Origin of the sequence: Arthrobacter sp. H35-D1 (assembly GCF_030063185.1) — a bacterium.
Taxonomy (GTDB): Bacteria; Actinomycetota; Actinomycetes; order Actinomycetales; family Micrococcaceae; genus Specibacter.
In genome coordinates this window covers 18,156-36,836 of record NZ_JASISP010000010.1, presented here as the reverse complement: position 1 = coordinate 36,836, position 18,681 = coordinate 18,156, and the positions used below count along the sequence as shown (strand labels likewise).

Here is an 18,681-nt window from a genome sequence, read left to right as displayed (position 1 = left end):
GCGCGCTGGGCGGCTCAGCCGGAGTTAGCCGAACTGCGGATCTTCGTTTCGGCTGCGCTTGATTTCAAAGAAGTAGGGGAATCCGGCCAGTGTCAGGGTGGCATCCCACAGCTTGCCAGCTTCTTCTCCGCGCGGAATGCGCGTGAGGACGGGACCAAAGAATGCCGTGCCGTTGAAGGCCACGATGGGCGTTCCAACGTCCTGCCCCACTTGACTGATGCCCTCGGAGTGGCTGGCGCGCAAGGCCGTGTCATAGCGGTCCGAAGTTGCCGCTGCGGCCAGTTCGGCGGGCAGGCCCACCTCGGCGAGAGACTTGGCGATGACGTCGTCCAGTTCCCTGTTGCCGTTGTTGTGGATCTGCGTCCCCATGGCGTCATAGAGGGGCTTGATGAACTCCTTGCCATGCTCCTGCGCAGCAGCCGTGATGACGCGGACAGGGCCCCATCCCTTCTCGATGTGCTCCTTGTATGCCTCGGAAATGTCGTCGCGGTTTTCGTTGAGCACCGACAGGCTCATGACATGCCAGTCCACCTTGATATTGCGAACTTCTTCCACTTCGCCGATCCAGCGCGACGTCACCCAAGCAAAGGGGCACGTGGGATCGAACCAGAAATCAGCGGTCTCAACCGCAGTTGCAGAATTTTCAGTCATGAAGAACCTCCTGGGTAGGGCAAGGAAAATGAAGCCTGCGCGGGCTTGGCCCGCTACTTTGTGCAACCAAATGGGCTGGCAGACTATTCCGCAAGACAGCCTCGAGCCCGCTTCTAGGCCGACTTGTTCCTGCGCTTGGCAACCACTTCGTGGGGGATGAGCGTCGGCTCGGCCTTCTTGTCCACAACAGCGGCCGTGATGACCACCGAGGCAATGTCCTCCCGGCTGGGCAGGTCGAACATCACAGGTTGCAGGACTTCTTCCAAAATGGCGCGCAAGCCGCGGGCACCTGTCCCCCGCGCTAGTGCCTGATCAGCAATCGCATCGAGTGCCTCGTCATCAAACTCAAGCTCGACGCCGTCGAGCTTGAACATCTTTTGGTACTGCTTGACAAGGGCGTTCTTGGGCTCCGTCAGGATCTGGATGAGGGCCGTGCGGTCCAGCTGCGTGACAGTGGTGATGACAGGCAGGCGGCCAATGAATTCCGGGATCAAGCCGAACTTCAGCAGGTCCTCGGGCATGACGTCGGCGTAGCTGGCCTCGGACTGCTTGAGGGCACTGAGCGGGGCACCAAAACCTATGCCCTTCTTCCCGGCACGGGATCCAATGATCTCCTCCAGGCCGGCGAAGGCGCCAGCCACGATGAAGAGCACATTCGTGGTGTCGATTTGGATGAACTCCTGGTGCGGGTGCTTCCGCCCGCCCTGCGGCGGAACCGACGCCACGGTACCCTCAAGAATCTTCAACAACGCCTGCTGGACACCTTCACCGGACACGTCCCGGGTGATGGAAGGATTCTCCGACTTGCGTGAAATCTTGTCGATTTCGTCGATGTAAATGATGCCTTGTTCGGCCTTCTTGATGTCAAAGTCCGCTGCCTGGATGAGCTTGAGCAGGATGTTCTCGACGTCCTCCCCCACGTAGCCGGCCTCGGTCAGCGCCGTGGCGTCGGCGACGGCGAACGGCACGTTCAGTCGCCGGGCAAGGGTTTGGGCCAGATATGTTTTTCCGCAGCCGGTGGGTCCCACAAGCAGAATGTTGGACTTGGCGATTTCCACTTCGTCGTGGACGCCGGCGGAGATGGTGTTGCTGATGACGGCGTGGCCGGACTGGATGCGCTTGTAGTGGTTGTACACGGCAACCGCCAAGGAGCGTTTGGCCGGTTCCTGGCCAATCACATACTCCTGCAGAAAGTCGAAAATCTCCCGCGGCTTGGGAAGTTCAAAGGCGTCGAGGTCGGCAACTTCGGCCAGTTCCTCGTCAATGATCTCATTGCACAGTTCAATGCATTCGTCGCAGATGTACACCCCGGGGCCGGCGATGAGCTTGCGGACTTGTTTTTGGCTCTTTCCGCAGAAAGAACACTTCAGCAGATCGGTGCTTTCGCCCATCCTGGCCATTGATGTGTCCTCTCGCGCATAACCTGCCGGCGGCAAAGTTACCTCTGAAACGTGTGCGTCCCCGACTGGTGCCGGGAACGTTCGGTGAATTACATTCCACTCTAGGCCACGGCACGGACATTGGGTGGAAGGCAAACACCGGAACGAGGGATTTTTACGCCCTCGTTCCGGCGCTTGCGGGGTATTGCTTAGCGGGTGATGGCCGCCGGCTTGATCTTGCGGGGTTCAAGAACCTCGTCGATCAAACCGTAGTCCTTGGCCTGGGCGGCCGTGAGGATGTTGTCCCGCTCAATGTCATTGCTGACCTGCTCGGGCGTGCGGCCCGAGTGGGAGGAGAGCGTGTTCTCCAACCAAGCGCGCATGCGCATGACCTCATTGGCCTGGATCTCCAGGTCGGATGCCTGGCCGCCCTGGCCGCCGGACAGCGCCGGCTGGTGGATGAGCACGCGTGCGTTGGGCAGTGCCAGGCGCTTGCCCGGTGCGCCCGCTGCAAGCAGCACGGCAGCCGCCGAAGCAGCTTGGCCCAGGCACACGGTCTGGATTTCCGGGCGGATGAACTGCATGGTGTCGTAGATGGCCGTCATGGCCGTGAACGATCCGCCGGGCGAGTTGATGTACAAGGTGATGTCGCGGTCCGTGTCATCGGCTTCCAGCACAAGCAGCTGCGCCATGACGTCGTCCGCGGACGCATCGTCAACCTGGACGCCCAGGAAAATAATGCGGTCCTCGAACAGCTTGGTGTACGGGTCCTGGCGCTTGAAACCGTAGGGGGTGCGCTCCTCGAACTGGGGAAGCACATAGCGGCTGGTGGGCATGGTGCCGGCAGTCTGGCCAAAAGCTGTGCTGCCAAAGTTGTATGTCATGATCGGTTGCTCCTGAAATCTAAGATTTGCTTTGGCGAGTCTCTACTTGGCGTTGGTTCCGCCGCCGCCGGCAACGGTGCCGGCGCTGCGGGCAATTTTGTCGAAGAAGCCGTATTCAAGTCCCTGCTCGGCCGTGAACCACTTGTCGCGGTCGTTGTCGACGAGAATCTTCTCGATCGTTTGGCCGGTCTGCTCGGCCGTCAGTTCAGCCATGACCTTCTTCATGTGCAGGATCAGTTCGGCCTGGATCTTGATGTCCGACGCCGTACCTCCAATGCCGCCTGAAGGCTGGTGCATGAGGATGCGTGCGTTGGGCGTCGCATAGCGCTTGCCCTTCGTGCCGGAGGAGAGCAGGAACTGCCCCATGGAGGCTGCCAGCCCGGTGGCGACCGTGACGACGTCGTTCGGGATGTATTGCATGGTGTCATAGATGGCCATGCCGGCCGTCACCGAACCGCCGGGTGAGTTGATGTACAGGAAGATGTCCTTGTCGGGGTCCTCCGCCGAGAGCAGCAACAGCTGCGAGCAGATCACGTTCGCGTTGTCGTCGCGGACTTCCGAGCCCAACCAAATGATGCGTTCCTTCAGCAGGCGGTTGAAAATGTACTGGTCCTGGGCGTTCGGGTCGTCGCCGGCCATCGTGGGGGTGGTGTGCTGTGCCATGGTGGGTTTACCTCTCCTTCGTGTGGGCCGCCGGGCGAGCCCAACGTGCCCATCACTAATGTTCACTACTTGGACAGTAGCCCTTTTCGGTGGTGCTTTGGGGCCCATCCGTACACTGTTCGCTGTAGGCGCACGATCCTCGAAGACCCCGTGTGCGTGGGAATAAAACGCTCCCCGCGTGGCACGCGGGGACGTGGACGGACCGGCACACAAAAAGCCGTTGCCGGCTCCTTGTGCAAGGAACCGGCAACGGCTTTTGGTTCTAACGACCCTTGGAAAGGTGTGCCTTAGATACGCACTTCGCCCGGATCGACAACGGCTGAAGGCTCGATGACCTCGTCCTCGCCGGCAACTTCTTCGTCTTCTTCTTCCGAAGCAACTGAGACGAAGTCGGTCAGGTCGACGTCTGCGCCTTCGGAATCCTTCACGGTGGCCTTGGCCAAAACAGCAGCCAGCGCCTTGCGACGGCGAACTTCGCCAACGATCATGTTGACCTGGCCCGAGGAATCCAGCATCTGTGCGAACTGGTTCGGGTCCATGCCGTACTGGCTGGCGGAGGAAACAATGTAGTCGATCAGTTCAGCCTGGCTGACTCCGATCTCTTCCTTCTCGGCGATGGCATCGAGGATGATCTCGTTGCGGAACGCCTTCTCGGTGTTGTCCTTGACCTCGGCGCGGTGCTCTTCGGTGTCGTGCTCTTCGGGGCCGTGGGCGTTCTCCGGCTTGAAGTGCTGCTCCATCTGTTCCGCAACGACGGAATCCGGAACGGGAACCTCAACGAGGCCAACGAGCTTCTCGAGAACCTTGTCGCGGGCTTCGACGCCCTGCTCAACGGTCTTGGACTCCGCAGCCTGCTTGGCCAGGTCTTCCTTCAGTTCCCCAATGGTGTCGAACTCGGAAGCCAGCTGGGCGAAGTCGTCGTTTGCCTCGGGCAGTTCGCGGACCTTCACGGAGGTGACCTTCACGGTGACCTGGGCGTCTTCGCCAGCGTGCTCGCCACCGGCGAGCTTGGTGTTGAAGATGGCTTCTTCGCCGGCGGACAGGCCGGTTGCAGCCTCGTCCAGGCCGTCAAGCATGTTGCCTGCACCGATCTGGTAGGACAGGTCGGAAGCCGAGTCAACTTCGGCGTCGCCGATCTTGGCGTCGATGTTGATGGTGAGGAAGTCGCCATCGGCAGCCGGGCGGTCTTCAACCTTCAGCGTGCCGAAGCGGCCGCGCAGTTCGTCAAGTGCCGTCTCGGTGTCCTCCTCGGAGGCCTCGAGTGCGGCGACCTCAACTTCGATGCCTTCGTAGTCGGGCAGCTCGATCTCGGGACGGATGTCCAATTCAACATGGAACTTCACGATGCCGTCGGTGCCGGAAGGATCGGGAACCTCGGTGATTTCAACCTCGGGACGGCTCAACGGGGTGAGCTTGTTCTCGATGACAGCTTCCTGGTACCAGCCGTTGAGGCCGGAGTTGATGGCCGTCTCCAGAACGTGGCCGCGGCCAACGCGCTGGTCGATCAGCTGGTTGGGGACCTTGCCCTTGCGGAAGCCAGGCACCTGAACCTGTGTGGCAATTGTCTTGTATGCCTCGGCAATGCTGGGCTTCAATTCATCAAAGGAAACCTCAACATCGAGCTTGACCCGAGTGGGTGTGAGGTTTTCGACAGCGCTCTTCACAGCGTGGTACTCCTGATGGTCTCTAGATGGATATCTGGGCCCAGCACATGGGCAGTCACTGACCAAACGTGATCCGGATAATGCTGAAGTCGGGGCGACAGGACTCGAACCTGCGATTTCCTGCTCCCAAAGCAGGCGCGCTAGCCACTACGCTACGCCCCGTAGTTGCCCGGAACAGTCTACGGGCAAATGTTCCCGGATGCACAATCGCCCTTTATGAACACGCCATTTGGGGTGTGGCGCGGGCGACTTGCCGGGAAACAACAATTCCCCAGCCACTTGACCGAGGAATCCTTGTTGGGAGGGGGCGACGGGAATCGAACCCGCGTCATCAGTTTGGAAAACTGAGGCTTTACCATTAAGCTACGCCCCCGGATGTTTCGACTTTCTGCCGAACAACTCCGTAACACTATCAACGACTTTGCCCGTGCCGCAAATCGTGTTGCCCCGGGTTTGGTTTCCGCCGAGGTTTGACGCAAATGCCAGGGTTTGAAGTGTGGCATTTGCGTCAAACGGCGGCATTTTTGTGCGCTAGCCGCCTTGGCAGTTCGGGCACCAGTACAGTTTCCGCCCACCCAAGCCCTTCATGGCAATCTCGGTGCCACAATGACGGCAGGGCAGGCCTTCTCGCTTGTACACATAATGGGCGTCTTCAACCGGAACGTCCTTGTTCACGGTGTTGAGGCTCGACGCCGTCCCCTGGCTGCCGCCGTCGTCCTGCCCGCCGTCGTGCCCTCCGTCCTGCCCGCCGCCGGCCCGCCTGCCCCCGCCGTCCCGCCACTGTGCCGCGAGACCGGGTCCAACGCCGATGCCCGAGGGCCTGTCCGCCACTTCGGTGGTGATGATGCGCCCGTCGCGGACGCCGTCGGCCATGATGCGTGTGATGTCCACCCAGAGCGCCATGGCCTCCTCTGCCTGCAGGCTTGTGCCGGCAAGCATGGGGTCCAGGCCCAGCCGGAACAGGACCTCAGCCCTGTACACATTGCCGACGCCAGCCAGGACGTCCTGCTTCATCAATTGCAGCGCAATGGTGGTGGTGCTCTTTCGAATCCGGCGCGCAAACTCTTCCGCGTCGCCGGGGAAGTTGTGCAGCGGGTCAGGCCCCAACTTCTTGCGCACGGCCGCGGCTTCAGCGGGCGTGAGAACTTCGCACGCCGTGGGTCCCCGCAGGTCGGCCCAGCCGTGGTCGGAGACAAGCCGCACGCGGACGGCTCCCTTGGGTTCCGGCGGGCCTGCGTACTCCCCACGTCCTCCCCCAGCTCGCAAGCTCGCAGCGGGGCCCTCGGACGCGTGGCCCCACCCACTTCCTCCCCCAGCTCGCAAGCTCGCAGCGGGGCCCTCGGACGCGTGGCCCCACCCACTTCCAGGAGCAACGGAGTCGCCACCAACTTCCTGCTCGCCGATGCGCCGCGGCGCCCCGATGCTGGAGGCACCGGAAAAGGTGGAGTCGCCGCCAAAGTCCCAGGCACCGTAGAGGCCCAGGTGGACGCGCATCACGAGATCGTGGGAGAAGGACAGGAACATTTGCTTGCCATGGGCCTCGGCCCGTTCCAGGACGTGGCCGTCAATGCGGGCCGCGCCGGCAGTGAATTTCCCCTGCGGGCTGGACACCGTCAGCGCGGCCCCGCCAAAGACGTCATTGAACTGCCGCGCCAGTCGGTGGACGGAATGGCCCTCAGGCATCAGTTACCCGTCGACTTCGCCGGTGGCCTCGTACGTGGCGATCTTCCCGATCCGGCGGACGTGGCGTTCGGCATCGCTGAAGGGCTCCGCGAGGAACGCCTCGATGATCTCGGTGGCTTCCTCGACGCTGTGCTGGCGGCCGCCCACGGCCACCAAATTGGCGTCGTTGTGCTCGCGGGCAAGCTTCGCGGTGGACAGGTTCCAGGCCAAGGCCGCGCGTGCACCCTTGACCTTGTTGGCCGCGATCTGCTCTCCATTGCCTGAACCGCCCAGCACGATCCCCAACGCATCCACTCCGGCCGCCTGGTCTGCCACCACTGCCAAGGCTGCGTTGATGCAGAAGGAGGGGTAGTCGTCCTCGGCGTCGTAGGCCTGGGGCCCGTGGTCCACCATCTCGTAGCCTTTGGCGGCCAGGGCGGTGATGAGGTGGGCGCTGAGCTCCATGCCGGCATGGTCGGTTGCGATGTGAACGCGCATGAGGGGTCCTTAGTGGTGGAGGTGATTATTTCTGCTCCAAGCCTACCCATGCCAGCCACGTGCTGCGGCCGCTGCGTTGGTGGCCTCAGTGCTTGTCGGGCGACTTTCCGGCCCGACGGTTCAAGATCGCGGACAGGTCGTCGGCAATGTCAAGGTCGGGTGCACTGACCACCACCTTTCCGCCGTTGTTTTGTCGAAGCACGACGGCGGCGCCCGAGTGCGTCAAAAAGGTGGCGGAACCGCTGTGCTTGCGCAAGCCCCAGCCGCCGTAGTCCTTGGCACTGATGTCCAGGGACACTGCCGCGTCCACCCCCTCGCAGGGGACGACGAGCACAGGGAGAAGCCCGAGCAGTTTCACGCTGAGCTGGTGCCTATCCACCTGGACAGTCGCCGTGAGCGTGGAAATCACCAGCAGGGCCAGTACCACCGCACCCAGCAATATCCACGGTGAAACCACACTCAACATGGCCCCGGGCAAGATGGCAGCGAGCAGGATCATGATGGTCACGGAGCCTCTCGGGTGCACGAAGTAGGCCATCATGTCGTTGCTGGCGGTGGGGTCCGCTTCCGCATCCAACAGCTGGGCCAGCACCTTGTCATCGGTGGCGCTCCACTGTTCCGCCGGCTTGAACGTCATGGCCAGCACCACCCCCATGGCCATGGCCAACCCGCAGCCCATGAGCAGGACGAAACCGTCAACGGGCGTTTCCGGCAGCCCGCCGGGCGCACCTTGGCCCAGCAGCGCTGCCACAAAGAACGTGAAGGCTGCCAATTGCAGGGTCATGCCGAGTCCCAAGAGGATCCTCCGCCGCAGCGGTGGCAGCGATGTTCGCGCTCCTTGGCTGCCCACGCCTGCGCCAAGCACCAAAATCACGGCGGCACCAAGGCCCAAGAACCACGGAACGGGGATCGGCTCACCGCCTGTCGGGAGCATCACGCCGTCGGGCAGCTGGGCCCTGATCAGGAAGCCACCCAGGAAAAGAGCTGCGGCCAGCAGGACCGGGAAAATGAGGGCGAAACGCAGTGCCCGGGCGTCGACGGGCCGATCGTCGGTGGAATCGTGGCTGCCGTCGAATGTCATGGCCCTAGCTTTTCATTTTTTCAGCATGAATATAGGCGTTGACCAGGGCGGCCGCTTCCCCGGCCAGTTCAAGGTTCGGCATGGAGATGACCCACGTTTCGTGGAATCCTCCCTTCATGACCAGGGCCGGCCCGTTGCCCATGATGAAGCCGACGCTGCCGCCGCCCATCCTATAACCCCAGCCGCCGTAGTCCATGGCCTTGATTTCCTGGACCTCTGCACTGTTGATTTCCTGCCAGTTCAGCGGCATAACCTTCCAGAAGCCCGAGGCAAGCACCTTGACCCCGTCGGGGCCGATCACGGCCGTTCCCTGGCAAAATACCCAGATGAATCCGACTACCACCACACCCAGCAAAGCGAGGCCCGGGAAAATGAAGTACGTGCTGACGGCGACAATGAGACCAACGCCCAGGCTCAGGCACCATTTCCAGGCGCCCATGGATACGCGGAGGTGCAGGGTCTCGCCCCGGGATGCTCTTTCCCTTCCTTGGCGGCCAAGATCCGTGTGGTCCTGGCCAGCCGCTGCGTTCGTTGCGGCGGCCTCGCTGCTCTGGGTCCTGTCAACCTCGCCGGGGCGGTACAGCCAGGTCGCGACACAGCCAACGACAAATGCTGCAGCGATTCCGACTGCCATGACGGGTCCGGAAATTTCCGCGTGCGAGACGTCTGCAAGGTCCAGCTGGCCGGCAACCACGGCAACGGCCAGTGCCGTCATGGCAACCCCGAACGCCAGGCCGAAACCTACACCAATGCGGGCAAAGAGCACCGACTGCGCCCGCAGCATGGGTGCCAGAGGGGCCATAAGCGCACCGAGGCCGCCGCCGAACAGAAACGCCATCAACGCCGTCCCGGTGACCGACATGTACCCGTCAACCTCATTTTTGCTGTTCCAGTGCGATGCCAGTTCGGTGGGCAGCCTGTCGGCGACGCTGAATATCCAGGCAGCCGCCAAGGCGCCCAGCAAGAGCGGCCCCACAACGAGTCCCATTACCCATCGCCGGTTGTAGCTTGCTTCGCCCTCTGCACTGCGGCCTTCTGCGCCGCGGGCTTCACCGCCTCGGCTCTGGCCGCTGCGGTCCTTGGCGCTGCGGCCTTCTGCACCACGATCCTTGGCACCGTGCACTTGCTCCCCCACGAATTCCCACTTCCCCACGATCACCAGTCCGTCCACGGACGCGAATTCTTGCACTTCTTCACTAATGCTGCACCAGCACTCTGCGGGGCACAACTTTCGTCCCAAGTTGCCGCAATTTGCCCTGAGTTGCCGTAATTCTTTGCCCTGATTTGCCCTGACTTGCCCTGGGTTGCCGCTTTCCCCCGCTTAGCCGCCACGTGCCGCCCCTACCCGCTGCGATTCGCTGCGACCCCACTGCGAACCCTCCGCGAAACAGCGTCCGGCCCGCGTGCCCGCGCTTGGCCCGCAAAACCGCTGCGGGGCATCAGCGGGTTCGCGGCGAAGGCGCGGGGAAGCGCCCCAGACGCGGACACAGCACGGTGGATACCCCTCGCAGGTGCGGGCAAGGCGCGGTTTCGGAGGAACGGGATGCGGGCAAGGTGCGGTTTGGCGTCCCAGGGGCGGTCTCGGGCAGAAAAGCACTTTGGCCCGCAGAGAACACGGCCCCTTACCGCTCCGGCGGTCGCGCGCTACAGTGGCAGAATCGTCTCAACCGCCGCCGAAGCGCCGAAAGCGATTTCGTCCGGCCTTTCCACCCGCCCTTGAACGGAAGGCAGCACACCTTGCCTGGTATGAATTTGACCCGCGCCGAAGCCATTGAGCGATCGGCCACCTTGACGGTTTCCAGCTATGACGTGGCCCTTGACCTGACCACCTCGGAGACCACGTTCGCCACCACCACCACCGTGCGGTTCAGCGGCAAGGAGGGGGCGTCGTCGTTCATTGATGCCGTGACGGCCCACGTCCACCAAGTCACCCTCAACGGCGAGGAACTTGACCCGAAGGAAGTGTCCGACGGCGTTCGCATCTCCCTGCCCCGCCTGGCCGCGGAGAACGTGCTCACCATCAAGGCCGACGCGTTCTTCATGAACACCGGCGAGGGCCTGCACCGCTTCGTGGACCCCGTGGACGGCGAAGCGTATCTGTACAGCCAGTTTGAAGTGCCGGACTCCCGCCGCATGTTCCCCGTCTTTGAACAGCCGGACCAGAAGGCCGAATTCGCTTTCCACGTCACGGCGCCGGATCACTGGGAAGTCATTTCCAACTCCCCCACGCCAGAGCCGGTTGCCGCCGGTGCGGGCAAGTCAACGTGGCACTTTGAGCCGACGCTGAAGATCTCCAGCTACATCACCGCGCTGATCGCCGGGCCGTACGGCTGTGTGCGCAGCGAGCTGACAAGTTCGGACAGTCGCACGGTGCCGCTGGCTGTGTTCGCCCGGAAGTCGCTCATGGAATACCTTGATGCGGAGAACGTGTTCGAGCTGACCCGGCAGGGCTTCGAGTTCTTTGAGAAGCAGTTCGGCACCCCGTACCCGTTCCCGAAGTATGACCAGCTCTTTGTGCCCGAGTTCAACGCCGGCGCCATGGAAAACGCCGGGGCCGTGACGTTCCTGGAGAGCTACGTGTTCCGCTCCAAGGTCACCGACGCCATGGTGGAACGCCGCGCCATCACCATCTTGCACGAGCTCGCCCACATGTGGTTCGGCGACCTGGTGACCATGCGCTGGTGGAACGACCTGTGGCTGAACGAGTCGTTCGCCGAGTTCATGTCCACCCTCGCCGCCGCCGAAAACACGAAGTACGTGGACTCCTGGACCACGTTCTCCTCGCTGGAAAAGAGCTGGGCCTACCGCCAGGACCAGCTGCCCTCCACGCACCCGATCAAGGCTGAGATCAACGATCTCGAGGACGTGCTCGTGAACTTTGACGGCATCACGTATGCCAAGGGTGCCTCCGTGCTGCGCCAGCTTGTGGCCTGGGTGGGCCAGGAGGAGTTCATGGCCGGCGTACGCGCCTACTTCGCCAAGCACGCCTGGTCCAACACCGAATTGCCCGACCTCATGGTGGAGCTGGAAGCTGCCAGCGGCCGCGACCTGTCCGCCTGGACGGAGAAGTGGCTGGAGACGGCCGGCGTGAACACGCTCAAGCCCGCCATTGACGTGGCGGACGACGGCGCCATCACCTCATTCTCGATCCTCCAGTCCGCCGTGGCCGAGCACCCCGTTCTGCGTCCGCACCGGATGGCTGTGGGCTTCTACAATCTGGCCACCGACGGCGACGATGCCGGCAAGTTGGTCCGCACTCACCGGGTGGAGCTCGACGTGCGCGGCCCCGAGACCGAAGTTCCGGAGCTGGTCGGTCTGGTGCGCCCGGCCCTCGTCCTGCTCAATGACGACGATCTCGCTTACGCCAAGATCCGCCTCGACGACGTCTCGCTGGCCACCGCCAAGGCCCATGTGCAGGACTTCAGGGAATCGCTGCCGCGCACCATTGCTTCAGCCTCGATCTGGGATGCCATGCGCGACGGCGAAACTCCCGCCCGCGAGTACGTGGACTTTGTGCTGGAAACCATCGGCCACGAAACGGATTCAACCGTGATCATGGTGCTGCTGCGCCAGCTCACCACGGCCCTGCACTTCTATGTGGCCAGCGAACACCAAAAGGCCACGGCCGTTGCCGCCGCCGATTCCCTGTGGGAGCTGGCGCAGTCCGCCGCTGCAGGATCGGATGCGCAGCTGCAATTCACCAAGGCCTTTGCCGCACACGCCCAAAGCCCAGCCCAGCTTAATGCTGTGCAGGCGGTGTTGGACGGCACCGTGGTCCTTGATTCGTTGTCCGTGGACACCGACATGCGCTGGGAACTGCTGGCGTCCCTGGCAACCGGCGGACGGGCAGATGGCGCCGCCATTGACGCGGCCCTGGCACTGGACAACACCCAGACCGGACAGCTTGCTGCCGCCTCGGCTCATGCCGCCATCCCCACGGCGGAGGCCAAGGCTGAAACGTGGGAGGCCGTCGTCGTACGCGGCGACGGAGCCAATGCTGTGCAGCGGGCGGCGATCGACGGCTTTGGCAAGGTGTGGGACACCGCGTTGCTGGAACCGTACGTGGAGAAGTACTTCGCTTCGATCCTGCGGGTGTGGGAGGAAAAGTCGTACGAGACCAGTTCCACCTTCATCACCGGGCTCTACCCTTCGCAGTTGGTTTCGCAGGCCACCGTGGAGGCCACCGACGCGTTCTTGACGACGCTCGACGGGAAGTTCCCCGCCTTGCGCCGCCTGCTCGTTGAATCCCGCGACGGCGTGGTGCGCGCCTTGGCGGCGCAGGCCGCGGACCGGTTGCTCGCCAGCTAGGAGCCACGCCCCAACGGGCAAGAGGAACGGGCGGGACCCAGCCACAACCTAGCTGGGTCCCGCCCGTTCCTGCCTGTTTTTGCCCATTTCAGCGCAGCCCGCCACGCGGCTGGCGCCCGGGAGAATTGGCTACATTTTACGCTAGTCAGGCCCCGCCGGCAGGGGTATCTTGAGGGCATGTTCACTCATCACTTTAGGGGCATTGCTGCCCGTGCAGGCGCCGTGACACTGCTGTCACTGGGCCTGGTTGCAGGCATGGCCGGAGCGCCGGCCATGGCCCAAACACAAACTGCCCGGAGCCACTCCGGCCATTCGCACACCGGCCAAACCACGCTGGCCTACACCGTCATGGGCGACTCGTACTCGGCCGGCTCGGGTGCCGGCGGCGAAACCGGGCCGTGCAGGCAGAGCACAGCCGGCTACGCCAACGACGTCGCGGCACTGACCGGTGCGGCGCTGACAAACATTGCGTGCTCCGGCAACACCATCACCGACGTCACGCAGACCCAAGTGCCGCAGCTTTCACCCGCCACGAAGCTTGTCACCATCACCGCTGGCGGCAACGACGTCGCGTGGACCACGGCCGTGGGCACCTGCCTGTCGCCGGCCTCGACTGCGGCAGCGTGCAAGACCGCCGTCGCCAACTCCATCCACCTCATGAAGAAAGTACCCCGGAACGCCACCACGATGCTCAAGGCCATCAAGGCCAAGGCACCGCACGCGAGGATCCTCTATTTGGGCTACCCGCGACTCTTTGAACCGGAGAACATGGCAGCTCCGACGTTCACTCCCACCCAGGTCAACGGTGTCAAGCTCCTGAACGGCGCAGCCGACCTGCTCAACGGGGTCATTGCCGTCACAGCCCTATCCAACCGAGTGGCGTTCGTGCCGGTTGCCTACCGCTTCGCCGGCCACGCAATCCCCTCCGCCCAACCATGGCTGAACTACCCGCCACCCTTCCAAATCGGCGAGTTCCCGTTCCACCCCAACGCCACCGGCTACCTCGACGGCTACACGGCCTCCCTGCAACCATTCCTGCGCTGGTAGGCAAGTAGTACCGGGAAGAGTCGTCAGGCGTGGTCCCTCGGCCGCCAGCGCCTACCGCCCTCCCCTAAGCTCGCTAGGCTTAGCCGCATGGCACCCAACGAGCACCATTACGAGATCAATGTATTTTGGACCGGCAACCGGGGAAGCGGAACCTCCGGATACAAGGCCTACGGCCGCGACCACAGCGTCACGGCCGTTGGCCTGCCCATGCTGCTGGGCTCTGCCGACAAGACCTTTCATGGCGACTGGGATCGCTGGAATCCGGAGCAGCTGCTCGTGACCGCCCTCTCCCAATGCCACATGCTCTCCTACCTCCACGTGGCCGTGAAGCACGGGGTGGTCGTCACCAAGTATGAAGACACTGCCACTGGAACATTGGTGGTAAATCCCGACGGCAGCGGCCAGTTTGAGTCAATCACCCTGCACCCCAAAATCTTTGTTGCGGATCCTTCCACGGAGGCTCTGGCACTGACCCTGCATGCAGAAGCAGCCAGCAAATGCTTCATTGCCAGAAGCGTAAACTTCCCAGTTCACCACGAGCCTGGAGTGTTGGAGCCCACGCAGGACTGATCTGCTGCGCTGTCCGCGCTAGGGTTGAGATGAAGTTCCCAGTTCCCTTCCCCGAGCGATGCAAGGTAAGCCACGCGTGCAAGCACTATTGATCTTTGACGGCTTTGATGAAGGATTTTGGCGCAGTGTGACCCAAGCCGGCGTGGCTCTGGCCATTGGCTTGGTGATGTGGCTGGTGTGTCACTACGGCATCCGCCTGTTCGTCAAGCGCGCCAGCATCCAACGCACACCGCTGAACCATGCCTCACTGCGTTGGGCCGCACCCATGCTGCGCAACATGGACCCCATGATGCGTGCTTTGGACAACGAACGCCGCGTCCTGCGCGCCCGCACCATCGGATCCCTTCTGAACTCCATCCTGACCGCCACAGTGGCCCTGGTGACCGGTTTCTACATCCTGCTCGCCTTCAACATCAACATCGCCCCACTGCTGGCCAGCGTGGGTGTGGTGGGCATCGCCATCGGTTTCGGCTGCCAACAGCTCATTCGAGATTTCCTCGCCGGCATCTTCATCACTTTTGAAGACCAGTACGGGATCGGCGACGTGATTGTGACCAGTGAGGTGGTGGGCACGGTGGAATACCTTGGCCTGCGCATCACCCGGGTCCTGGCCGAGGACGGCACCGTGTGGTACCTGCGCAACGGTGAAATACTGCGCCTGGGCAACCGGTCCAAAGGCAACTATGTGCCGCCACAGCCAGATGCGCCAGAGCCCCAGGCGCCTCAGGCACCCGCCGCAAGCACACCGGCGTCGAACGTTCCAACCAGCAACGAACCCGCCGAGACGGCAGAGTAGAAAGCGTAGAAAGTACAGCCATGAACCACGAGCACAACCCCTCCTCCCCCTTCGCCAACGGTCCGGCCCAAAATGATGCGGCAGAGAATGATGCGGCGAAAGGCACACCGATTCCCTCGCGCTTTGGCCAACCGTTGGCAACGATGCTGCCGATTCCCACCAAGGTGGGCCGCCCGCTGCCATCCACCAGCGGCCCTGCCGCGGATGAACTCGTGGACTATGCCGACACGTTTTACGGGCAGGTGGGCGGGCATGAGACCTTCAAGAAGATCATCCACGTGTTCTATCGGGGCATTGCCGCCGATCCGGTGCTGCGCGCCATGTACGCCGAAGAGGACCTGGGTCCGGCCGAGCACCGCATGTTGATGTTCATCGAGCAGTATTGGGGCGGCCCGCGCACCTATCTTGAGGAACGCGGCCATCCGCGCCTGCGCATGCGACACGTCCCGTTCACCATCACACCCGAGGCGCGCGACCGCTGGCTGGCCGCCATGCGCAAGGGCGTCGACGCCGTGGAACTCTCGCCCATGCATGAAGCCACGTTGTGGGATTACTTGGAGCGGGCGGCACATTCGCTGGTCAACGCCGCTTCGGAACCCCAAAGCTAAGCTTTCCGGCCTCCGGGGCGACCCTTGGGTCCGATAGTGCGGCCCTCGCGCCGGGCCACGCCGGGCCGCTCCACTCCGCTCCCGTCCTCGAGTTTGCAGTAGTTGCCCATGTTTCAGCTCAACATGGGCAACTACTCCCGTTTCGAATTCAGCGGGAGGCTTGGAACGGCGGTTTAGAGAACCGCCTTGGGCCGGATGAGGATGTGGCCGCGGCCGGTGGTGATCCGCAACCACTTGTGGGACCGGAAGATGGTGCCGCTCTCCCCCGGTGCCACGAAGCCCAAAGCATAGGCAGCGAAGGCCGCACCGCAGGGAATCTCGCCGGGCACACCTTCCATTTCCCGCCCCCACACAGCGGCGCGGGCGTTGTTGACGATCAGCGCGCCCGGATTGACGGGAATGATCTGCCCAATCTCCTGCACTCCGGTCTTTGCTGCGGCGATCAGCGTGTCCGCTGAAACGGTACCCAGTTCTTCCCACGCCCCGCGCGGCGCCGTGACGGCCGCCCAGGATTCATTGACGGTCATGGGAGGGATGGGCAGCGTGGTGTCGTTGGCCTCCATCCGTGCCAGACGGTCGGCCACCGAGGCCAGCGACACGGTGACGTCAAGGGTCGACGGCGTTGCCAGCGCCATGGTGCGCAGCCCAAGGATCGTGGGGGTGCCTTCCCCCAGGAGTTTCGAGCGCATGACGCACACGTACGCCGCGAGGACGCGACCGGCCCCCTGAAGCCGGATGGCGCCGTCGTCCGCGGCACGGGCCCGGGTCACAAAGGTGCGCAGGTCGTTGGCGGTCCCGGCGTCTTCCAGGAGCAGTTCTTCGGTATGCGTGGCGGTGGACATCAGCGGCTTCCTTCTGCGGTGGCGGGTGTGGCAGCGGGGCGATTGGCTCCGCGTTTGAAAGGCACGGGGGCCCCGCGCCAAGCGTCAAGGGCGGCCCGCTGCGCGTCGGTGAGGCGGACGGGGCGGCCGGTGCTGCGCGAGACCAGCACCATGGAGGTGGATGCCTGGGCGTAGATGATGGAGGCGTCGGATTCGGTGACGGTGTAGCCAAAGTCGAAGCTGGAGCCGCCAATGTGGGTGACCCAGATGTTCACGAAAATGGGTGTCGGCCGGAAGCTGATCGGGGCCAGATATTCAATTTCGTTGCGTCCCACCAACGTGAACAAATCTTGGCCGACCAAGTCGTGAAAGGTGCCGCCGCCTGGCAGTTCGGCGTAAGTCAGCTGGACGCGCGCATCCTCGAGGTACTGCAAATAGACAACATTGTTGACGTGGTTGTAGGAATCAATGTCGCCAAAGCGGATTTGCTGGGAGATGCGGATGCCAGTTGCCATGCCTTCATCATGTCAAAGCCGCAGGCAGTGCCACCAATCAACGTTGGCAACATCACGCCAAAGCGCGTCGCAGCATCCGAATTCATGCCTGCCGGCCCATTTGTCGCAGGGGCGGGAAGACACATAGAGTCACGCTTATGAATGCGACGCCTCCCAGAACAGACCCGATGGAATCCCTGCTGCGAATCTTGGAGCTGTCCGACGCCGACGGGGCCCGGACCGATGAAGACGTTTTTGTGGGGCTCGGCGACGAGTCCTCCCCGCGGGCCCGGCTTTTTGGTGGCCAAGTGCTGGCGCAGTCGCTGGTGGCGGCGGCCCGCACGGTGGGTGAGGACCACCTGGTGCACTCCATGCACGGCTATTTCCTCCGCCCGGGGGACGCCGCTTCCCCCCTGACGTTTGGGGTGCAGCGCCTGCGTGACGGACGCTCCTTCTCTGCCCGCCGCACCCACGCCTATCAGGACAGCGTTCCCATCCTTTCCATGATCGCCTCCTTCCAGCGACCGGACAGCGGCATCGAGCACCAGGACACCATGCCGGCGGGCATTCCAGATCCTGAAACGCTGCCAACGTCGGCGCAGCTGCTCGGTGGCATCGATCACCCGGTGGCGCAGGCCTGGGCTTATGAGCGTCCCTTCGACATCCGCCATGTTGGCCCCAACATCTACTTTGACGTCAAGGGCGAGCACGTGGCCCACCAGGCAGTGTGGCTGAAAACGCTGGGCCCCATGCCCACGGACCAGAACTTGCACCGCGCCGCGCTGGCCTACGCCAGCGACTACACCTTGTTGGAGCCGTCGCTGCGCCGTCACGGCATCGCCTGGGCAACACCCGGAATCAGTGTGGCCAGCCTGGACCACGCCATGTGGTGGCACCGTCCGCTGCAGGTCGACGACTGGCTGCTGTACGTTGCCGAGTCCCCCAGCGCTTCCGAGGCCCGCGGGCTGAACCTGGGCCGTTTCTTCAACCGCGACGGCGTCCTGGTCGCCTCAGTTGCCCAAGAAGGCATGATGCGCGTGCCGGAGGGGACACCCACCGACTAAAGATCTTTCATGCCGTGTGTTGATTTCCGCCTGTATGGTTCGTCGTAAGGGTAGAGGCACCATCGACGCACGGCACCGCATCCCTGCGGGCCGGCCGATCCCCAGGAGTGATCATCATGGCCAAGCAATACCTTGCAGTGATCCGCGAGTCCGAGTTCGATCCCAAGCTCGTTACGGAGAAAATGTGGAACGACGCCATGGCAGCGCACGCGGCGTTGGCGGCAGCCGTCGAAGAGGCCGGTGGCAGCGTCCTGTTCAGTGGCGGGCTGGACGCCGGCAACGCAGTGGCCATCACACCGGGCTCCGACGGCAAACCGGCAGTGTTCAGCGACGGTCCCTTCGCCGAGACGAAGGAAATCAACCACGGCTTCCATCTGCTGGAACTCCCCGATGAGGCAGACGCACGCGCCCTGGCCACCATGATCCACAGCGGCGGCGACGTGGAGTTCTACCCCGTCATGACCGAAGCCGACGAACCCCGGTGACAAAGA

Annotated in this window: 18 protein-coding genes and 2 tRNA genes; 7 read left to right on the top strand and 13 right to left on the bottom strand. The window is 63.2% G+C overall.

From position 1 onward, the window contains the following. Window positions 1-24: 24 nt before the first annotated feature. The 11 genes from QMG25_RS11770 to QMG25_RS11720 form a co-directional block, all read right to left on the bottom strand. Window positions 25-651 carry a mycothiol-dependent nitroreductase Rv2466c family protein gene (locus QMG25_RS11770; RefSeq protein ID WP_283460428.1) on the bottom strand — a complete coding sequence of 209 codons (627 nt, stop codon included), beginning with the start codon at window positions 649-651 and terminating at the stop codon, window positions 25-27. Window positions 652-764: 113 nt separating this feature from the next. Further along, window positions 765-2,051 carry an ATP-dependent Clp protease ATP-binding subunit ClpX gene (gene clpX, locus QMG25_RS11765; RefSeq protein WP_283460427.1) on the bottom strand — a complete coding sequence of 429 codons (1,287 nt, stop codon included), beginning with the start codon at window positions 2,049-2,051 and terminating at the stop codon, window positions 765-767. A gap of 188 nt (window positions 2,052-2,239) precedes the next feature. Continuing rightward, window positions 2,240-2,914: an ATP-dependent Clp protease proteolytic subunit gene (locus tag QMG25_RS11760; protein WP_283460426.1), complete on the bottom strand. Its 675-nt coding sequence runs from the start codon at window positions 2,912-2,914 to the stop codon at window positions 2,240-2,242. Between the two features lie 42 nt (window positions 2,915-2,956). Beyond that, window positions 2,957-3,577 carry an ATP-dependent Clp protease proteolytic subunit gene (locus QMG25_RS11755; protein WP_283460425.1) on the bottom strand — a complete coding sequence of 207 codons (621 nt, stop codon included), beginning with the start codon at window positions 3,575-3,577 and terminating at the stop codon, window positions 2,957-2,959. Window positions 3,578-3,864: 287 nt separating this feature from the next. Continuing rightward, window positions 3,865-5,241 (bottom strand): trigger factor, encoded by a 1,377-nt coding sequence (tig, locus tag QMG25_RS11750; RefSeq protein WP_283460424.1) that lies wholly within the window; start codon window positions 5,239-5,241, stop codon window positions 3,865-3,867. Between the two features lie 89 nt (window positions 5,242-5,330). Continuing rightward, a tRNA-Pro gene (locus QMG25_RS11745) sits at window positions 5,331-5,403 on the bottom strand. Window positions 5,404-5,543: 140 nt separating this feature from the next. Then, window positions 5,544-5,614 (bottom strand) — tRNA-Gly (locus QMG25_RS11740). 158 nt (window positions 5,615-5,772) lie between these two features. Then, window positions 5,773-6,924, bottom strand: coding sequence for an Fpg/Nei family DNA glycosylase (locus QMG25_RS11735; RefSeq protein ID WP_283460423.1), 1,152 nt, complete (start codon window positions 6,922-6,924; stop codon window positions 5,773-5,775). 3 nt (window positions 6,925-6,927) lie between these two features. Next, window positions 6,928-7,401, bottom strand: a complete 474-nt coding sequence (locus QMG25_RS11730; RefSeq protein WP_283460422.1) for a ribose-5-phosphate isomerase — start codon at window positions 7,399-7,401, stop codon at window positions 6,928-6,930. 85 nt (window positions 7,402-7,486) lie between these two features. After that, the gene (locus tag QMG25_RS11725) at window positions 7,487-8,482 is read right to left on the bottom strand and encodes a hypothetical protein (RefSeq protein ID WP_283460421.1); all 996 of its coding nucleotides are present in this window, start codon (window positions 8,480-8,482) and stop codon (window positions 7,487-7,489) included. 4 nt (window positions 8,483-8,486) lie between these two features. After that, entirely contained in the window at window positions 8,487-9,653 is a 1,167-nt protein-coding gene (locus tag QMG25_RS11720; protein WP_283460420.1) for a DUF1648 domain-containing protein, read from the bottom strand. A gap of 575 nt (window positions 9,654-10,228) precedes the next feature. Between QMG25_RS11720 and pepN the strand changes: the two genes are divergently transcribed. The 5 genes from pepN to QMG25_RS11695 all read left to right on the top strand — a co-directional run bounded on the left by pepN (window position 10,229) and on the right by QMG25_RS11695 (window position 15,811). Continuing rightward, complete coding sequence (gene pepN / locus QMG25_RS11715; RefSeq protein WP_283460419.1) at window positions 10,229-12,790, top strand: aminopeptidase N; 2,562 nt, start codon at window positions 10,229-10,231, stop codon at window positions 12,788-12,790. 177 nt (window positions 12,791-12,967) lie between these two features. After that, entirely contained in the window at window positions 12,968-13,837 is an 870-nt protein-coding gene (locus QMG25_RS11710; protein ID WP_283460418.1) for an SGNH/GDSL hydrolase family protein, read from the top strand. An 87-nt stretch (window positions 13,838-13,924) separates the two neighbouring features. Further along, entirely contained in the window at window positions 13,925-14,407 is a 483-nt protein-coding gene (locus QMG25_RS11705) for an OsmC family protein (RefSeq protein WP_283460417.1), read from the top strand. 76 nt (window positions 14,408-14,483) lie between these two features. Next, a complete protein-coding gene (locus QMG25_RS11700) occupies window positions 14,484-15,203 on the top strand; it encodes a mechanosensitive ion channel family protein (RefSeq protein WP_283460416.1) in 720 nt (239 codons plus the stop codon). A 143-nt stretch (window positions 15,204-15,346) separates the two neighbouring features. After that, window positions 15,347-15,811: a globin gene (locus tag QMG25_RS11695; protein ID WP_283460503.1), complete on the top strand. Its 465-nt coding sequence runs from the start codon at window positions 15,347-15,349 to the stop codon at window positions 15,809-15,811. Window positions 15,812-15,984: 173 nt separating this feature from the next. Here the strand turns inward: QMG25_RS11695 and QMG25_RS11690 are convergent, their stop codons facing one another. After that, window positions 15,985-16,653 carry a DUF8185 domain-containing protein gene (locus QMG25_RS11690; RefSeq protein ID WP_283460415.1) on the bottom strand — a complete coding sequence of 223 codons (669 nt, stop codon included), beginning with the start codon at window positions 16,651-16,653 and terminating at the stop codon, window positions 15,985-15,987. After that, window positions 16,653-17,147, bottom strand: a complete 495-nt coding sequence (locus tag QMG25_RS11685) for an acyl-CoA thioesterase (RefSeq protein ID WP_283460414.1) — start codon at window positions 17,145-17,147, stop codon at window positions 16,653-16,655. Before QMG25_RS11685 ends, QMG25_RS11690 begins: the two co-directional genes overlap by 1 nt. Before the next feature lie 137 nt (window positions 17,148-17,284). Between QMG25_RS11685 and QMG25_RS11680 the strand changes: the two genes are divergently transcribed. Together QMG25_RS11680 and QMG25_RS11675 are read left to right on the top strand one after the other, a co-directional pair. After that, the gene (locus tag QMG25_RS11680; RefSeq protein ID WP_283460413.1) at window positions 17,285-18,190 is read left to right on the top strand and encodes an acyl-CoA thioesterase; all 906 of its coding nucleotides are present in this window, start codon (window positions 17,285-17,287) and stop codon (window positions 18,188-18,190) included. 116 nt (window positions 18,191-18,306) lie between these two features. After that, entirely contained in the window at window positions 18,307-18,675 is a 369-nt protein-coding gene (locus tag QMG25_RS11675; protein ID WP_283460412.1) for a YciI family protein, read from the top strand. The last annotated feature ends 6 nt before the right edge of the window (window positions 18,676-18,681 follow it).

Bases quoted from the DNA above. Each gene is read 5' to 3' on its own strand.
- QMG25_RS11770 (WP_283460428.1), bottom strand. From the start codon at position 651: ATGACTGAAAATTCTGCAACTGCGGTTGAGACCGCTGATTTCTGGTTC.
- clpX (WP_283460427.1), bottom strand. From the start codon at position 2,051: ATGGCCAGGATGGGCGAAAGCACCGATCTGCTGAAGTGTTCTTTCTGC.
- QMG25_RS11760 (WP_283460426.1), bottom strand. From the start codon at position 2,914: ATGACATACAACTTTGGCAGCACAGCTTTTGGCCAGACTGCCGGCACC.
- QMG25_RS11755 (WP_283460425.1), bottom strand. From the start codon at position 3,577: ATGGCACAGCACACCACCCCCACGATGGCCGGCGACGACCCGAACGCC.
- QMG25_RS11735 (WP_283460423.1), bottom strand. From the start codon at position 6,924: ATGCCTGAGGGCCATTCCGTCCACCGACTGGCGCGGCAGTTCAATGAC.
- QMG25_RS11730 (WP_283460422.1), bottom strand. From the start codon at position 7,401: ATGCGCGTTCACATCGCAACCGACCATGCCGGCATGGAGCTCAGCGCC.
- QMG25_RS11725 (WP_283460421.1), bottom strand. From the start codon at position 8,482: ATGACATTCGACGGCAGCCACGATTCCACCGACGATCGGCCCGTCGAC.
- pepN (WP_283460419.1), top strand. From the start codon at position 10,229: ATGAATTTGACCCGCGCCGAAGCCATTGAGCGATCGGCCACCTTGACG.
- QMG25_RS11710 (WP_283460418.1), top strand. From the start codon at position 12,968: ATGTTCACTCATCACTTTAGGGGCATTGCTGCCCGTGCAGGCGCCGTG.
- QMG25_RS11705 (WP_283460417.1), top strand. From the start codon at position 13,925: ATGGCACCCAACGAGCACCATTACGAGATCAATGTATTTTGGACCGGC.
- QMG25_RS11695 (WP_283460503.1), top strand. From the start codon at position 15,347: ATGCTGCCGATTCCCACCAAGGTGGGCCGCCCGCTGCCATCCACCAGC.
- QMG25_RS11690 (WP_283460415.1), bottom strand. From the start codon at position 16,653: ATGTCCACCGCCACGCATACCGAAGAACTGCTCCTGGAAGACGCCGGG.
- QMG25_RS11685 (WP_283460414.1), bottom strand. From the start codon at position 17,147: ATGGCAACTGGCATCCGCATCTCCCAGCAAATCCGCTTTGGCGACATT.
- QMG25_RS11680 (WP_283460413.1), top strand. From the start codon at position 17,285: ATGAATGCGACGCCTCCCAGAACAGACCCGATGGAATCCCTGCTGCGA.
- QMG25_RS11675 (WP_283460412.1), top strand. From the start codon at position 18,307: ATGGCCAAGCAATACCTTGCAGTGATCCGCGAGTCCGAGTTCGATCCC.